The organism is bacterium, from assembly GCA_035308905.1.
In the GTDB taxonomy this organism is placed as follows: Bacteria; Sysuimicrobiota; Sysuimicrobiia; order Sysuimicrobiales; family Segetimicrobiaceae; genus DASSJF01.
Genome location: DATGFS010000014.1, coordinates 17,720 through 32,640, shown reverse-complemented (window position 1 = coordinate 32,640; position 14,921 = coordinate 17,720). Strand labels below are relative to the sequence as shown.

Genomic DNA, 14,921 nt, shown 5'->3' with positions numbered 1-14,921 from the left:
GGTAGTGTACGCTGCGTTGTGGACTTTCGAAGAGGAGCCCCAAAACGAGGGGCGTACCCCCCATCCAACAACCCGATCCCACATTGAAAGGAGGATACGCCCGTGGCCAGTGTGCCAGCACTGACCGATCTCACCGTAGCCGATCTGTGGAAAGAGGTCAAGGAGCCGGACACGCTGTGGGGCGACGTCTCGCAGCACACCCTCCGCTCCGTCAAACTACTCCTCGAGAATCGCATGCACGAGGAGCTCGTCGACTACCTCAACGCCGGCCGCTACGTCCGCCATTACGGCCGCGCGGGGTACCGCAACGGCGTCTACAAACGCCGGCTCATCACCACCTGGGGCACCATTCCCGATCTGCGCATCCCCCGCTCCCGCCAGCGCGGCTTCCGGCCGTCCGTTGTGGCCCACTACCAGCAACGCACTGCGCAGGTCGACGCCCTCATCCGCGGCGTCTTCCTCGGCGGCCTCAGCACCCGTCAAGTCGGTCCTGTGCTCGCGCCGCTCCTCCACGACACCGTCAGCGCCACCACCGTCTCTAAGGTCACCCAAGCCCTCGATCGCGCCGTCGCGGCCTTCCATGATCGGCGGCTGGCGGACCGCTACCAGTATCTGCTCCTCGACGCAGTCAGCATGCGCGTCAAAACGCCCGATGGCCACCGCCGCCGCCTCGTCCTCGTCGCCTACGGGCTGACGGCGGCCGGCCCCCGTGAACTCCTCGATTACCGCATCGTCCGCGCGGAAAGCCAGGGCACCTGGGAAGCCTTCCTCACCAACCTCGCCTGCCGCGGCCTCACCGGCGCGGCCCTCCGCCTCATCACCACCGACGGCCAGACCGGCCTGCATCGTGCCCTGGAGCTCGTCTATCCGCACGTCCCCCGGCAAACCTGCTGGGTCCACGTGCTGCGCAACGTCGCGCAGCGCCTCCGCGTCCGGGACCGCGACGCCTGTCTGGCCCTCGCCCGCCGCATCTCCCACGCGCGCTCCCGTCCCGCCGCCGAACGCGCCCTCCACCAGTGGCGCACGGCGTGGCAGCGCACGGCCCCCAGCGCCGTCGCCACGGTCCTGCGCGATTGGGAAGCGCTGCTGGCCTTCTATGCCGTCCCCCAGGCCGACTGGCGACGCATCCGCACCACCAATGCCATCGAGCGGGCGTTTCGCGAGATCCGCCGCCGCACCCGCCCCATGACCTGCTTCACGAACCTCGCCAGCTGCGATCGCATCATCTACGCCGTCGTCCAGGCGTTCAATCTCCGGCAGGCCGGCCGCCCCGTGCTATGGCAAACTACACAAACCTCTTGACACTACCACCGGCCTCGGACAGGGGCGCTCCACCGGCCGCCGAATCAGTGTCCGACGGCGCCGCCGCGCACGGCGGCGGGATCCGGGGAGGACGGCATGCGGTACGAGGGGCAGGAGTACTACGAGATCGCGGTCGCGGGCCTCCGCCGCCGCCTGCCGGTCGTGCCGATCAACGACTCGCTGTGGATCGCCGCGTTCGTGCTGTGGGGGGACGTCGAGCTCACGAACGCCTGCGCCCGGCTCCTGGCGGACCGGCTGCGTCCGCTCTCGTTCGACTGCATCGTCTCCGTGGAGGCGAAGGCCCTCCCGCTCGCGCACATGGTGGCGACCTACCTGTCCGACGAACGGGCCGGCCGGTACTTCCCGTATGCCGTGTGCCGCAAGAGCGTGAAAAGCTATATGAAAGAAGCCCTGACCGTCCAGGTGAAGTCCATCACCACCGCGACGGTGCAAACGCTCGTCCTGGACGGAGCCGACGCGCACCGCGTCCGCGGAAGACGCGTGGCCGTCGTCGACGACGTGGTCAGCACCGGCGGCAGCCTCCGCGCGGTGGACGAGCTGCTCGAACGGGTCGACGCCGACGTCGTCGCGCGGGCCGCGGTCCTGCTTGAAGAGGGCGGCTATCAGGACCCGCACCTGATCCACCTCGGCACCCTGCCGATCTTCACCAAGTAGTGGCCGCCGGGACGCCGGCACGACAGACGGCCCTCCCGCAGCGGGGACGGCCGGAGATCCCGCGCACGACGGGGGATGGACGCTTCCTCGCTCTGTACGGGGGCGGCGCCCTCGGCGCGAGCGTGCTGCTGCAGACGATCTTCCTGTGGCTGGTCTACTTCTACGCGCCCCCGGCCGGCCAGGGGCGCGCGCTGCTCCCGCCGACGCTTGTCGGGTTCGCGCTGGCCGCGGGGCGCGTGGTGAACGCCGTGAGCAACCCCCCCATCGCGTTCTGGAGCGACCGAAGCCGCGGGCGCTGGGGCCGCCGGCGGCCGTTCATCGTCCTCGGCGCGCCCGCGCTCGCGGCGGCGTTCGTCCTGCTGTGGACGCCGCCGCGGGCGTCCCAGGAGATGGTGTTCGTCTACGTGACCGCCGCGCTGGCGTGCTTTTTCTTCCTGTTCTCGCTGGTGATGAACCCGTACGCGGCGTTGCTCCCGGAGATCACGCCCGGTGGCCGCGGCCGGCCCGCGGCTGCCTCGTGGCAGGCGGGCGCTTCCCTCGCCGGTCTCGGAGTGGCCATGATCGCGTCGCCGTGGCTGATCCAGCGGTGGGGGTTCGGCACGATGGGCCTGGTCCTCGCGGCGTTCGGGCTGGCCTGCCTGTGGATCGTCGGCGCCGGCGTGCGGGCGGCGGACCCGGCGGCAGAGGACGCGCCCGAACCGCGGCGGGCCGCGTTCCTGCGCGAAGTCGGCGCGGTGCTGCGCCACCGCGGCTTCCGCGTCTACGTGGTCGCGCTTGCGCTGCTCTGGCTTGGGACCAGCATGGTAAACACGACCGTCGTGTACGTCGTGACCGTTTTAATGGGACTGCCGCGAGACCAGGTCGCGTTTGTCCTCGGGGCCGCCTTCGTGTGTACGGTCGCCGCGCTGCCGCTCCTGGCGCGCCTGAGCCGCGCGCTCGGAACGGCCGGGGCGCTGACATGGACCCTCGCGGCCGCGACGATCGTCGTGCCGCTGATCGGCGCGATCGGCCTGCGCGGCCTGCCGTTCGGGCCGACGGGGCAGGGATACGCGGTCATCGTGCTCGCCGCCGCGCCGCTGGCCGGCCTGCTGGTCCTTCCCAACGTGCTGCTGGCCGACATCGCGGAGGCCGACGGCGTGGCGTCGGGCGAGTCGCGCGAGGCGATGTTCTACGCGGTGCAGGGTCTCGTGCTGAACGGTGCGACCGCGCTGGCCTCGGCGTTCCTCGGCGTGCTGCTTGGTCTCGGCGACAGCCCGGGACAAACCCTCGGACTGCGGCTCATTCCGGTTGTCGCCGGGGCGTGTACGCTGGCGGCGCTGCTGGTGTTTCTGCGCTATCCGCGCGCGGCCGAAGCCCATCGAGGTGCCCGGTCTCGTTGAGGGCGACGACGCGCGGCGTGCCGGCGCGCCATTCGAGCACGTTGATCGCCGCGTTGTCCTGCGCCATCCGCCCGTAGGACTCGAGCGGCGACCCGAGCACGCTCAAGAGAATCGCTTTGTTCACCGCGCCGTGCGCCACGACCGCGACGGTCTCCCCGGGATGCGCCGCGACGATCGCGCGCACCGCCGGCAGCGCCCGGGCATGGACGTCCGCGATCGTCTCGCCCCCTTCGGGCGCCACACGCAGCGGATCCCGCCGCCGGGCCGCGAGGAGGCCGGGATGGCGGACCGCCACTTCGCCGATCGTCAGGCCCTCCCAGTTGCCGAGGTTGATCTCCTTGAGGGCGTCCACCGTGACGACGGGGAGGCGGTGCCGCGCGGCGATCGCCGTCGCCGTGTCGAGCGCGCGGGACAGCGGGCTGCTGTACACGGCGCGCAGCGGGGCTTCCGCGAGTACCTGGGCCAGCCGGTCGCTCTGCGCGCGTCCGACGTCCGAGAGCGGGCTGTCGAGCTGGCCCTGCAGCCGTCCCTCGGCGTTCCAGCCGGTTTGACCGTGGCGGATCAGGAAGAGACGGGTCAGCGCGAGAGACTCTCCCGCAGCGCCGCGGCCGTCGGCTCGGAGGCGAGGGAGCCGGGATCGTCCTCGGCGGGCGGCGCCGCGGCGGCTTCCACTTCATGGTGGCCGTCCAAGGACGCGGGGACGGCGTCCGCGCCGGGGGCGGCCGGCGTGTCCATCGCGGTCCCGTAGTCCACCTCGGGGGCCGGGCTCTCGAGCGACATCGACTCCGGCGAGGGAAGGGCCGGGGTGATGGTGTCGACGTGCTCCTGGACGGCGGAGCGGAACTCCTCGTGCGCGCCCTTCACCGCGCTGCGGAAGTCGCGGATCGAGCGGCCGAGCGACGCGCCGAGCGACGCGAGCTTCGACGGCCCGAAGATCATGAGCGCGATCACGAACAAAATGAAGAGTTTCTCCGGATTGTCGAACATCGAGCACCTCGAGCGCGCGGCCGGCGGTTCGCCGGCCGCCGCGAGTTCCTGCATGCAATTGTACCGTACGACGGGCACCGGCCGGAAGATCCGGCCGGGAGCGGCGCCGCCGGCCGCGATCTACCGCGCGGGGGGGCGGCGGCCGGGCCCGGAGGGCTTCCCGGACGTTCGGCGGGGGCGGGAGCGCGCGGTGGCAGGAGCGCGCGGGGAGATCGCCGCCATGGCCTTGCCGGCAGGCTGCGCCGGCAGCAGGCGCTCCGCGGCGCGCACGCGCGGCGCGCGTCCGATGGTCGCCGCCAAGTACTGCTGGTAGAAGCGCTCGACGGTCCGGCGGTTGATGCGGAACGTCGGCGTCCGGTGCGGCCGGATCGCGCCGCTGAACGTGCGGGGGATATGCAGGAGCTCGTGGATCAGGATGCGGTCTTGCTCGTCATCGGGCAGCCGGCTGAATTCCGGCTCGATGATCTCGACGACGTAGGCCGGGCCGATCTCGAGGACCTGCTGCCAGAGGCTCGGCAGTCCCCAGATGCGCGCCCAGGCCTCGGAGGTCGAGCCGTAGCCGCGCACGCAGAAAATCCGCGACGGGTCGACGTGCGAAAACTGCAGCGCCCCCACGATGCGGCGCAGGCGGTCGTGCGTCCGGCGGCAGAGCTCCCAGCGCATCGGCGGACGCTTAGCGGCCCGCGCCGCCCTGGCGGCGCGCGGGGGCGGCGGCCATCTTGCGGCCGAGGTTGCGGAGCAGCAGGATCTGGCCGCGGTGGTAGCCGAGATGCTCGAGGTAGTGCAGCAGCGCCCAGTACTTGCTCGGCGGCTCCGGTGACGAGAGCCGCTTCGTCTTCGCGGGCACCGGCGCGGCGAGATCCGCCGCGGTGACGCCGCTCAACACGCGCCGCGTCAGCGCGCGCGCCTCCTCGACGCCGCGCAGCACCCCGGCGCGGGGCGGACTGTCGTGGACAAACTCGGCGTCCCGGTCGCGGTGCGCCGGCACGCCGCCGATCTGCTCGCCGATCCACCAGCGCTCGCTGCCGGCGAGGTGCCGGAGCAGGATCGCGACGGAGTTGAACTCGGGACCGGGGCACCACTGGAAGAGGTCGTCGTCGATCTCGCGTACGGCGGCGAGGAGCGAATTCCAGACGTCATCGAGGTGATCCTGAATTGCCGCGACACCGGCGTCCATCGCGTCGCACCTCCGGCGGTCGGGACATCCCGCCGACAACTCACTTCGCCGCGTTCGCCGCGTCCCCCCTGCTGTAAAAAACATCCGGGCGGCGCGAGAATCGCGCCGCCCGGGTCTCCATCTCCACGCCCGTCTGTCCCGCGGTCTACGCTTCCGGCGTATCCTCGCGCATCACGATCGGCGCGATCGCCGACACGCGGTCGTTCTCGTCGAGGCGCTTGATCCGGACGCCCTGCGCGGCGCGGCCGTGCTTCGGGATCTCGTTGATGCTCATCCGGCTGACGATGCCGCGCGCCGTGATGACCAGCATCTCATCACCGTCGCGCACCGCGCGCACCGCGACGACGGCGCCGGTCTTCGGCGTGAGGCGGATGTTCTTCACGCCGCCGCCCCCGCGCGCCGTCAGGCGGTAGTCCTTGATCGGCGTGCGCTTGCCGAGCCCCAGCTCCGTCACAACGAGCAGGTCCTGCCCGCCGCCGCTCACGGCCATCCCGACGACCCGGTCGTCCTTACCAAGCCGCATGCCGCGCACGCCGTGCGCGCCGCGTCCCATCTCGCGGACGTCGGCCTCCTTGAAGCGAATCGCCTGGCCGCGCCGCGAGGCCAGCACGACCTCCTGCCTGCCGTCCGTGAACCGCACGCCGATCAACTCGTCGCCCTTGTCGAGCGTGACCGTCACGATGCCGGCGCGCTTCGCGTTCAGGAACTCCATGAGGCCGGTGCGCTTCACGTAGCCCCCCGCGGTGGCGAAGAAGAGATAGCCGGCGTCTTCGAACGACCGGATCGGAATGATCTCGGTCACGCGCTCGCCCTGCGCCAGGCTGATCAAATTGATGACGTTGGTCCCCTTGGCCGTGCGGCCGGCCTCCGGCACGTCGTACGCCTTGACCCGGTAGACCTTGCCGCGGTTCGTGAAGAACAGGACGAAGGCGTGGTTGGTCGTCACGGAGACGATCTCCACGTAGTCCTCTTCCTTCGTCTCCATGCCCATCACGCCCCGGCCGCCGCGGCTCTGCCGGCGGTACGTGTCGAGCAGCAGCCGCTTGATGTAGCCCTGGTGCGTGAGCGTGATGACGACGTCGGCGTCGGGGATCAGGTCCTCGTCCTCGAGCTCCGTCTCCTTGCCCTTGATCTGGGTCCGGCGGTCGTCGCCGAACTTCGCCTTGACCTCGCCGAGCTCGCCCTTGACGATCGCCATCAGCTTGCGGGGACTCTTGAGGATGTCCTCGTAGCCGGCGATCGCCTTGATGAGCTCCTTGTACTCTTCGTCGATCTTCTCGCGTTCGAGGGCGGTCAGGCGCTGCAGGCGCATCTCGAGGATCGCGTCCGCCTGAAGCTCGCTCAACTTGAACTGTTTCATCAGGCCGGCGCGTGCCGACGGGACGTCCTTGGCCTTGCGGATCAGCGCGATCACCTCGTCGAGGAACTTGATCGCGATCTTGAGGCCCTCGAGGATGTGTGCCCGCGCCTTGGCCTTGCGCAGCTCGAACTCCGTGCGCTTCGTGACGACGGTCTTGCGGTGCTCGATGTAGTGCGTCAGCATCTGCCGCAGGGTCAGCACCCGCGGCACCCCGTCGACCAGCGCGAGCATGATCGCGCCGAACGTCGTCTGCAGCTGCGTATGCTTGAACAGCTGGTTCTGGAGGATCTGCGGGTTCACGTCGCGCCGCAGTTCGATGACGATGCGCATGCCGCGGCGGTCGCTCTCGTCGCGCAGGTCCGAGACGCCGTTAAGCTTCTTATCCCGCACGAGCTGGGCGATCCGCTCGACGAGCGCCGCCTTGTTCACCATGTACGGCAGTTCCGTGACGATGATCGCGACGCGCCCACCGCGCAGCTCTTCGATATTGGTCTTGGCGCGGACGACCATGCTGCCGCGGCCCTCGAGATAGGCCTGCTTGATGCCGTCGCGGCCGAGGATCTGGCCGCCGGTCGGGAAGTCGGGGCCCTTCACGATCTTGAGCAGCGCTTCGTCCGCGAGCTTGGGATCGTCGATCAGCGCCGAGAGCGCGTCGACCAGCTCACCGAGGTTGTGCGGCGGAATGTTGGTCGCCATGCCGACGGCGATGCCGGCCGCGCCGTTCATGAGCAAACTGGGCACGCGGCTCGGCAGCACGACCGGCTGCTTCATGGTCTGGTCGAAGTTGGGCTCAAACGGGACGGTCTCTTTGTCGATGTCGGCCAGGAGCTCCATCGCCATGCGCGAGAGGCGCGCCTCGGTGTAGCGCATCGCCCCCGGCGGATCCCCGTCCACGCTGCCGAAGTTGCCCTGGCCGTCGATCAGCGGGTAGCGGAAGCTGAAGTCCTGCGCCATCCGCACGAGCGCGTCATAGACGGGGATGTCGCCGTGCGGATGGTAGCGGCCCATCACGTCGCCCACGAGGCGCGCACACTTCTTGTAGGGCCGGTCGGGCGCGAGGCCCATCTCGGACGCGCCGAACAGAATGCGGCGCTGCACGGGCTTGAGCCCGTCGCGGACGTCGGGCAGCGCCCGGCTGACGATGACGGACATCGCATAGTCGAGATACGACGTCCGCATCTCCTTGGCGATCGGTTGCGTGATGATCTTCTCGTCGGTGGCCATATCTCAGCGATCCTTGGATTTAGATGTCGAGGTTGCGGACTTCTTTGGCGTATTTCTGGATGAACTGCCGGCGCGGCTCGACCTCGTCGCCCATCAGCGTCTTGAACAGCTCGTCGACGTTGCCGGAGCCGTTCGTATCGGCGTCGTCGAGCTCAACCTGAAGGAGGGTGCGGGTGGCCGGGTTCATCGTCGTCTCCCACAGCTGCTCCGGGTTCATCTCGGCAAGCCCCTTGTAGCGCTGCACCTCGAAGTTCACCCCGCGCTTGCTGAGCTGCTTGGTCACCTCATCCCGCTCGTCGTCCGAGTAGGCGTAGTGCCGCTCTTTGCCCGCGGAGACGAGATACAGCGGCGGGTGCGCGAGATAGACCTTGCCGTGGCGGATCATCTCCGGCATGTACCGATAGAGGAACGTCAGCAGCAGCGTGCGGATGTGCGCCCCGTCCACGTCGGCATCGGCCATGAGGATCACTTTGTCGTAGCGGCGCTTGTCGAACGTGAATTCCTTGGCAATACCGGTGCCGACCGCGGTGATGATCGCGCGGATCTCCTCGTGGCCGAGCATCTTGTCTTCGCGCGCCTTCTCGACGTTCAGGATCTTGCCCTGGATCGGCAGGATGGCCTGAAAGTGACGGTCGCGGCCGGCCTTCGCGCTGCCGCCGGCCGACTCGCCCTCGACGACGAACAGCTCGCACTTCGTCGGGTCCTTCTCCGCGCAGTCCGCGAGCTTGCCCGGCAGCGTGCTGATGTCGAGCGCGTTCTTGCGGCGCACCAGTTCGCGGGCCTGGCGGGCCGCCTCGCGGGCGCGCGCGGCCTGAATCGCCTTGGCGACGATCTTCTTCCCGTCGCTCGGGTGCGTCTCGAGGTACTCGCCGAGGGCTTCGCCGACGATCGACTCGACGATGCCCTTGACCTCGGGGTTGCCGAGCTTGGTCTTGGTCTGCCCTTCGAACTGGGGCTCCGGCAGCTTGACCGACAGCGCCGCGGTGAGGCCCTCCCGGACGTCGTCGCCCTGGATGGTAAGCTCGCCGTTCTTGATGAGTCCCTGCCGGCGCGCGTAGTCGTTGATCGTGCGCGTCAGCGCCGAGCGGAAGCCGACGAGGTGCGTGCCACCCTCGGTCGTGTTGATCGTGTTGACGTAGGTGTAGACGTGCTCGAGATATCCGGCGTTGTACTGGATCGCCGCCTCGACTTCGACGCCCTCGCGCGTGCCGCGGATGGCAATGGGCTTGCCGAGCCCGTCCTTGTTCTTGTTCTGCGCCGCCACGAGCTCGGCGATGCCGCCCTTGTGCAAGAACTCCTCGCCGTCGCCCGACCGCTCGTCGAGCAGCGTGAGCACGAGTCCCGCGTTCAGGTAGGCCAGCTCGTCGAGCCGCTCGGCCAGGATCTTCGTCTCGTATTCGGTCTCGTCGAAGATGTCCGGGTCGGCCTTGAACGTGACGGTCGTCCCGGTCTTGCTCGACTTCCCCGTCACGCGGAGCGGCGACACGCGCTTCCCGCGCTCGAACCGCTGGGCGTGGCGCTTCCCGTCGCGCTGGACCTCGACCTCGAGCCATTCGGAGAGCGCGTTGACGACCGACACCCCGACGCCGTGGAGGCCGCCCGAGATCTTGTAGCCGCCGCCGCCGAACTTGCCGCCGGCGTGCAGCATCGTCATGACGACCTCGACGGCCGGCTTGCCGACCTTGGGGACGTTGTCGACGGGAATGCCGCGGCCGTCGTCGGTTACGGTGACGCTGGTGTCTTTATGGATGACGACGTCGATGCGTTTGGCGTATCCGGCGAGGGCTTCGTCGACGCTGTTGTCGACGACCTCGAACACGAGGTGGTGCAGACCCCGGCTGCCGGTGCTGCCGACGTACATGCCGGGACGGCGGCGGACCCCTTCCAGCCCTTCGAGCACTTGAATTTGTTGTGCGTCGTATGCGCTGCGGTCCGCGCTCTGATCCATGCGGCGTCTGCTCCTCAGGAGCGGCTGGGTTTCGTTCACCAAACGGGACGTGGCACGTACGCCACGCCCCCTCGGGAATGCTGTCCTTGTGAAAAGTTTCTACTATTTATAGTACCGGAAAAGTGCGCCCGGGTCAATCGGCTGAAAGCGGCGTCACACCTAGGTTCCAGCCACTGTCCCGCCCTGATTCGGGGGTTCCTCGTAGCGTCAGGCCTCCGGCCGCCCGAGTTCCACCCCGGCGTTGGTAACGCGGCGGACGAGGGTCACGGGGGAGATGGCCGATTCGTAGACCCCTTCCGTGGTCACGACGACCGCCTTGCGGTCCTGCGGCGGCACCTCAACCCGCATCCGCCCCTGAGCTTTGGCGCGCTCGATGAATCGTTCGTTGTCCGGACTTCCCGCGATCATCCGGGCGTCGAAGATGCCCACGATGTCGGGGATCAGCAGCACCACTTCGCCGCCGATATGGACGTACATCGGTCAGCGCTGCCCCCGTCCGCCGGCCCCACCGCGCTCGTCGCCGGCTTCGCCTCCCGCGGCGTCCGATCTACCGAGCGGGCGCATCGTCAAATGGATTTCAGCAATGACGCGTCCGCCGGCTTTGGCGTTCAGCGTCTCGATCAACGACGCCCGCTGCATGCCCAATTCGTAGTAGACGGCGGGATGGTCCACTGCGACGATAAGTGTCTGCCCGCGGACGCCCACCGCGTGCGCATGCCGGGCGCGGGCCTCGCCGATCACTTCGGGCCACGCGTCCAGCACACCGCCCTGGCGGGCGCGGCGGGGCCCGACCAGGCCGGACAGCGCGTCGTTCAGCAGCTCCTTAAGCGTATACATCGGTGCCGGCCGCGATCGTGCCGCCCCGGACGACGAAGGCCTGCAGCGGAACCCCGGCCGCGGGGGGCGGGACCGTATGCGTCAGCAGCACCTGCGGTCCTTCGATCTCCCGGAGCAGCAGAACCTGCCGCGATGGATCGAGATCCGCGAGCACGTCGTCCAGCAGAAGAACCGGCCACGTCCCGAGCTCCTCCCGCAGCAGCTCCACCTCGCCGAGCCGCAGACTGAGCGCCGCGGTGTGCTGCTGGCCCCGGGAGCCGAAGGTTCGAAGGTCGATGCCGTTCACGGTGATCCGGAGGTCGTCCCGGTGCGGCCCCACGAGACTGGTTCGCCGCCGGAGCTCTTCGCCGCGGTGTTTCGTGAGCGCCCGCGCCAGCGCGTCCGCATCGGACGCGGCCGCGCCGTCCGGATCGTCCGCCGTACACGAGTACACGATGTCGAGCCGCTCGGATCCGTCCGCGATGCGCGCGTGCCGCTTCGCGGCCCGCGCGGCAAGCGCCCGCACGAACCCGCGCCGGCGCTCGACCAGCGTCGCCCCCAGGGCGACCAGCTGCTGGTCCCACGGCTCGAGCGCCGGCCCGCCGGCGCCCTCGCCCAAGAGGCGGTTGCGCTGACGCACAACCCGCAGATACCGCGTCAGCGAGAAATAATACGACGGGCTCGCCTGACTCAGCGCCGCGTCCAGCACCCGGCGCCTCGCACCCGGGGCACCGCGGATGACGTCGCCGTCGAGCGGACCGGCCAGCACGACGGCCATCCGCCCGAGCAGCTGCGCGCGCTGCACGACGACGCCGTTGACCTTCATGCGCTTCTCGCCGGTCGTGCGGTCGACCGCGATCTCGAGCACATCGGTCCGAGGATCGCGGACCTCGGCCCGCACATACGCGCGATCCTGATCGAACCGCACCAGCTCCACGTCGGCCGAAGCCCTCGGGCTCCGGCCCAGCGCCGCCGTGTAGATGCTCTCGAGCAGATTACTCTTCCCCTGCGCGTTCGCTCCGATCAGCACCGTGATCCCGGCCGCGAACGCGAGATCGACGGTGGCGTAATTACGGAAGTCCCGCAACCGAAGGTCAGCGAGCCACAACCAGGTACTCCCTTCCCTCCGCGGCGACGCGGTCGCCGGGGGCGAGCTGCCGCCCGCGCCGGCGCTCGACGGCGCCGTTCACCCGCACGACGCCCGTCTGGACCATCTGTTTGGCGCGGCCGCCCGTCTCCGCGGCCCCCGCCCATTTCAAGAAGTCACCAAGGGTTATCCGAGCGGTTTCGATCGCCACCTCACTCGTTCGGGAGCTGGGCTTACGAATAGACCCGAACGGGCGCGAGGACGTAGACATAGTCTGAGTTGTCGGTGGGATGCAGCGCGCCGGGGCTGAGGGGACCGGTAAGGTCGAAATGCACGTCCGGCGCATCGATGTTAGACAGCGCATCCATCAGGAACTTCGCGTTGAACGCCACCGGGATCGCGTCGCCTTCGACGCGCACCTCGATGTCTTCCTGCGCTTTGCCGACGTCCGGGGTGTTGGACGAAATCGTCAACGTCCCCTCGGATGCGTTGAGCCGGACCACGTTGGCCGAGTCCTTGGCCGTGATGCTGGCACGCCGGACTCCGCGGAGCAACCGCTCGGTTCCTACGGTGATCCGCTGTTTGAACTCCTTGGGGATCACCTGTTCGTAATTCGGGAATTGCCCGGCGATGAGGCGCGAGACGAACCGCATTCCGGGAAGCGAAAAGATCAGCTGGTTGTCGTGCGACGCGACGGAAACTTCGCCCTCGACCGACCCAAGAACGCGAACGAGCTCTGCCATCGTCTTGCTCGGGACGATCGCGGTCACTTTGCCGCGGCCGCCGCCCATCTTGGCGCGCCGGACCGCCAGCCGCCCGCCGTCGGTTGCGACGAGGTGGCCCTGCTCGCCCTCGACAACCAGGTAGACACCGGTCAAAAACGGGCGCGTCTCGTCCGTCGAGACCGCGAAACTTGTCTGCCGGATCATCGTCCGCAGCAGCCCGGCATCGAACTTCACGACGACATTTCCCTCGCCGGACGGCATGAGTGGAAAATCGGTTGCCGGCAACCCCAAAATCTCGAACCGGACATTTTCCGAGGTAATGACAGCTTTGGACTCGCCCTCGGTAACCACAACCTCGACGGGCGCTTCAGGCAGGTTTGTCACAATATCGCTGAGGATGCGCGCCGGAAGGGTCACGGCGCCGCCTTCCGTGACGGTGCCGGTGACGTAGGCCTCAATACCGAGCTCGAGATCGGTTGCGGCCATCTTGGCGCCGTTCTTCGTCGTTTCAACAAGAATGTTGCCTAAAATGGGCATGCTGGCCCGAGGGGAAATCGCCCGGCCGACGGTTTGCACCGCTCTCAAAAGGTTGTCTTGAGAGCACTTGAGGTGCATTCCTGAGGTCCTCCTGGTAGAAGTTTTCTTATATAAAGATTCGTCGTAGTAGTAGTAGAACCTGTGGATTGTGTGAATATCGGCAGCGAGGCGCACCAGACGGCGATTTCGCCCTGTGGATAACCAGACTGAAGGAATTTACCGGTCGGGTGAGGTTATCCAGGTCATCCCCCGACCGGGCGGTCGGCGCCTGAGGCAGCTCCGACGGTGCACATACTATCCCCTGGCTCCGGGACGTTCCGTCCGGAAGCTTTCCACAAGACTCTGAACGCCGGCGTTCAGGTGGGCATCCTCCTGCAGGGCGCGCTTGACCCGATCGCAGGCGTGCATGACCGTCGTGTGATCGCGGCCGCCGAACTCTTCGCCGATCCGCGGCAGCGAGGCGTCGGTAATTTCCCGGCAGAGATACATGGCCACCTGGCGGGGAAAGGCGACTCCTTTGGTCCGCCGCTTGGCTTTCATTTCCTCGATCCGAATCCCGAAGAACTCCGCGACGGCCCGCTGGATCGCCGGAATCGTCACGGGGCGCACCCGCGCCTGCGGAAGGAGCTCTTTGAGCACTTCCGCGGCCAGGTCGACCGAAATGGAGGTTCGCGACATTTCGGCATGGGCGCGAAGCCGGCTCAGCGCTCCTTCGAGCTCGCGGATGTTGGAGGAGATGCGCTGCGCGATGTACTGCGCCACCTCGTCAGGGACGACGATGCGGTCTTTTTCCGCCTTCTTGCGGAGGATAGCCACGCGGGTTTCGTAATCGGGCGGCTGAATGTCGGCGATGAGGCCCCACTCGAACCGGGAGCGCAGCCGGTCTTCCAGCGTCGGGATCTCGCGGGGGGCACGGTCGCTGCTGATGATGAGCTGGCGGCTCGTCTCGTGCAGGGTGTTGAAGGTGTGGAAGAACTCCTCCTGCGTGCGCTCCTTTCCGGCCAGGAACTGGATGTCGTCGATGGCGAGCACGTCGACGTTCCGGTACCGGTGGCGGAATTCCACCATCTTGTCGTCGCGGATCGCGTTGATGAGGTCGTTCGTGAATCGTTCCGAGGAGACATACATCACGCGCGCCGCCGGTGAGTGGCTCAGGACGTAATGGCCGATGGCCTGGAGCAGGTGCGTCTTGCCCAGTCCGACTCCGCCGTAGATGAACAGCGGATTGTAGGCTCGGGCCGGGGCTTCTGCGACCGCCTGCGCGGCCGCGTGTGCGAATCGGTTGCCGGCGCCGACGACGAAGGTGTCGAACGTGTATTTGCCGGTGTGGTACCGCATGTCGCCGACCGCCCCGGGCGCCGTTGCCTCGGGACGCGAGAGCGCCTGCGTGGGCGGCGCGGGGCGGGCACTGTGGCCGTTGGAATCGACGTCGGTCACGACGAACCGCACGTCCACGCCGCGCGTCAGTACTTCGCGAAGCGTCTCCGCAATCAGACCCCGATAGCGGCCCTCTAGCCATTCTTTCGCGAACGCGCTCGGAACGGAAAACACAAAGACATCCTGCTCCAGCGCCAGCGGCTGCATCGCTTTGAGAAACGCTTCGAAGCTCGGCTTGCTGAGCTGACTCTCGATCCGCGTCAGGGCTTCCTGCCATACCTGGCCGGCGGTGATGCTCTGTACGTCCATGCCGTGCGCCCTCCCGTC

15 protein-coding genes are annotated in these 14,921 nt (G+C 68.2%); 3 read left to right on the top strand and 12 right to left on the bottom strand.

The window, feature by feature from the left end:
- Window positions 1-102 precede the first annotated feature (102 nt).
- The 3 genes from VKT83_04545 (at window position 103) to VKT83_04535 (ending at window position 3,356) form a co-directional block, all read left to right on the top strand.
- The gene (locus tag VKT83_04545) at window positions 103-1,302 is read left to right on the top strand and encodes an IS256 family transposase (protein HLY21718.1); all 1,200 of its coding nucleotides are present in this window, start codon (window positions 103-105) and stop codon (window positions 1,300-1,302) included.
- A gap of 96 nt (window positions 1,303-1,398) precedes the next feature.
- Window positions 1,399-1,977: a phosphoribosyltransferase family protein gene (locus tag VKT83_04540; protein ID HLY21717.1), complete on the top strand. Its 579-nt coding sequence runs from the start codon at window positions 1,399-1,401 to the stop codon at window positions 1,975-1,977.
- A complete protein-coding gene (locus VKT83_04535; GenBank protein ID HLY21716.1) occupies window positions 1,977-3,356 on the top strand; it encodes an MFS transporter in 1,380 nt (459 codons plus the stop codon). Before VKT83_04540 ends, VKT83_04535 begins: the two co-directional genes overlap by 1 nt.
- Here VKT83_04535 and VKT83_04530 read toward each other — a convergent pair.
- From VKT83_04530 to dnaA, 12 genes are all read right to left on the bottom strand, one after another.
- Window positions 3,256-3,879, bottom strand: coding sequence for a histidine phosphatase family protein (locus VKT83_04530; GenBank protein HLY21715.1), 624 nt, complete (start codon window positions 3,877-3,879; stop codon window positions 3,256-3,258). The two genes, VKT83_04535 and VKT83_04530, sit on opposite strands and share 101 nt — an antisense overlap.
- Window positions 3,880-3,932: 53 nt before the next feature.
- Complete coding sequence (locus VKT83_04525) at window positions 3,933-4,421, bottom strand: twin-arginine translocase TatA/TatE family subunit (protein HLY21714.1); 489 nt, start codon at window positions 4,419-4,421, stop codon at window positions 3,933-3,935.
- Between the two features lie 42 nt (window positions 4,422-4,463).
- A complete protein-coding gene (locus tag VKT83_04520) occupies window positions 4,464-5,006 on the bottom strand; it encodes a putative metallopeptidase (GenBank protein HLY21713.1) in 543 nt (180 codons plus the stop codon).
- Window positions 5,007-5,016: 10 nt separating this feature from the next.
- Window positions 5,017-5,520 (bottom strand): DinB family protein, encoded by a 504-nt coding sequence (locus VKT83_04515; protein HLY21712.1) that lies wholly within the window; start codon window positions 5,518-5,520, stop codon window positions 5,017-5,019.
- A 145-nt stretch (window positions 5,521-5,665) separates the two neighbouring features.
- Entirely contained in the window at window positions 5,666-8,104 is a 2,439-nt protein-coding gene (gene gyrA, locus VKT83_04510) for a DNA gyrase subunit A (GenBank protein ID HLY21711.1), read from the bottom strand.
- 19 nt (window positions 8,105-8,123) lie between these two features.
- Window positions 8,124-10,052 (bottom strand): DNA topoisomerase (ATP-hydrolyzing) subunit B, encoded by a 1,929-nt coding sequence (gyrB, locus tag VKT83_04505; GenBank protein HLY21710.1) that lies wholly within the window; start codon window positions 10,050-10,052, stop codon window positions 8,124-8,126.
- A 207-nt stretch (window positions 10,053-10,259) separates the two neighbouring features.
- Window positions 10,260-10,529 (bottom strand): DUF370 domain-containing protein, encoded by a 270-nt coding sequence (locus VKT83_04500; GenBank protein ID HLY21709.1) that lies wholly within the window; start codon window positions 10,527-10,529, stop codon window positions 10,260-10,262.
- A 3-nt stretch (window positions 10,530-10,532) separates the two neighbouring features.
- Window positions 10,533-10,889 (bottom strand): DUF721 domain-containing protein, encoded by a 357-nt coding sequence (locus VKT83_04495; GenBank protein ID HLY21708.1) that lies wholly within the window; start codon window positions 10,887-10,889, stop codon window positions 10,533-10,535.
- The gene (gene recF / locus VKT83_04490; protein HLY21707.1) at window positions 10,876-11,976 is read right to left on the bottom strand and encodes a DNA replication/repair protein RecF; all 1,101 of its coding nucleotides are present in this window, start codon (window positions 11,974-11,976) and stop codon (window positions 10,876-10,878) included. The genes VKT83_04495 and recF overlap by 14 nt, the downstream gene beginning before the upstream one ends.
- Window positions 11,963-12,166: an RNA-binding S4 domain-containing protein gene (locus VKT83_04485; protein HLY21706.1), complete on the bottom strand. Its 204-nt coding sequence runs from the start codon at window positions 12,164-12,166 to the stop codon at window positions 11,963-11,965. The genes recF and VKT83_04485 overlap by 14 nt, the downstream gene beginning before the upstream one ends.
- A gap of 22 nt (window positions 12,167-12,188) precedes the next feature.
- The gene (gene dnaN / locus VKT83_04480; protein ID HLY21705.1) at window positions 12,189-13,295 is read right to left on the bottom strand and encodes a DNA polymerase III subunit beta; all 1,107 of its coding nucleotides are present in this window, start codon (window positions 13,293-13,295) and stop codon (window positions 12,189-12,191) included.
- A gap of 216 nt (window positions 13,296-13,511) precedes the next feature.
- Window positions 13,512-14,903: a chromosomal replication initiator protein DnaA gene (gene dnaA, locus VKT83_04475; GenBank protein ID HLY21704.1), complete on the bottom strand. Its 1,392-nt coding sequence runs from the start codon at window positions 14,901-14,903 to the stop codon at window positions 13,512-13,514.
- Window positions 14,904-14,921 lie beyond the last annotated feature (18 nt).

Coding starts and splice junctions, on each gene's coding strand:
- gyrA (HLY21711.1), bottom strand. CDS start 8,104: ATGGCCACCGACGAGAAGATCATCACGCAACCGATCGCCAAGGAGATG.
- dnaA (HLY21704.1), bottom strand. CDS start 14,903: ATGGACGTACAGAGCATCACCGCCGGCCAGGTATGGCAGGAAGCCCTG.
- VKT83_04500 (HLY21709.1), bottom strand. CDS start 10,529: ATGTACGTCCATATCGGCGGCGAAGTGGTGCTGCTGATCCCCGACATC.
- VKT83_04540 (HLY21717.1), top strand. CDS start 1,399: ATGCGGTACGAGGGGCAGGAGTACTACGAGATCGCGGTCGCGGGCCTC.
- VKT83_04515 (HLY21712.1), bottom strand. CDS start 5,520: ATGGACGCCGGTGTCGCGGCAATTCAGGATCACCTCGATGACGTCTGG.
- dnaN (HLY21705.1), bottom strand. CDS start 13,295: ATGCACCTCAAGTGCTCTCAAGACAACCTTTTGAGAGCGGTGCAAACC.
- gyrB (HLY21710.1), bottom strand. CDS start 10,052: ATGGATCAGAGCGCGGACCGCAGCGCATACGACGCACAACAAATTCAA.
- VKT83_04520 (HLY21713.1), bottom strand. CDS start 5,006: ATGCGCTGGGAGCTCTGCCGCCGGACGCACGACCGCCTGCGCCGCATC.
- VKT83_04495 (HLY21708.1), bottom strand. CDS start 10,889: ATGTATACGCTTAAGGAGCTGCTGAACGACGCGCTGTCCGGCCTGGTC.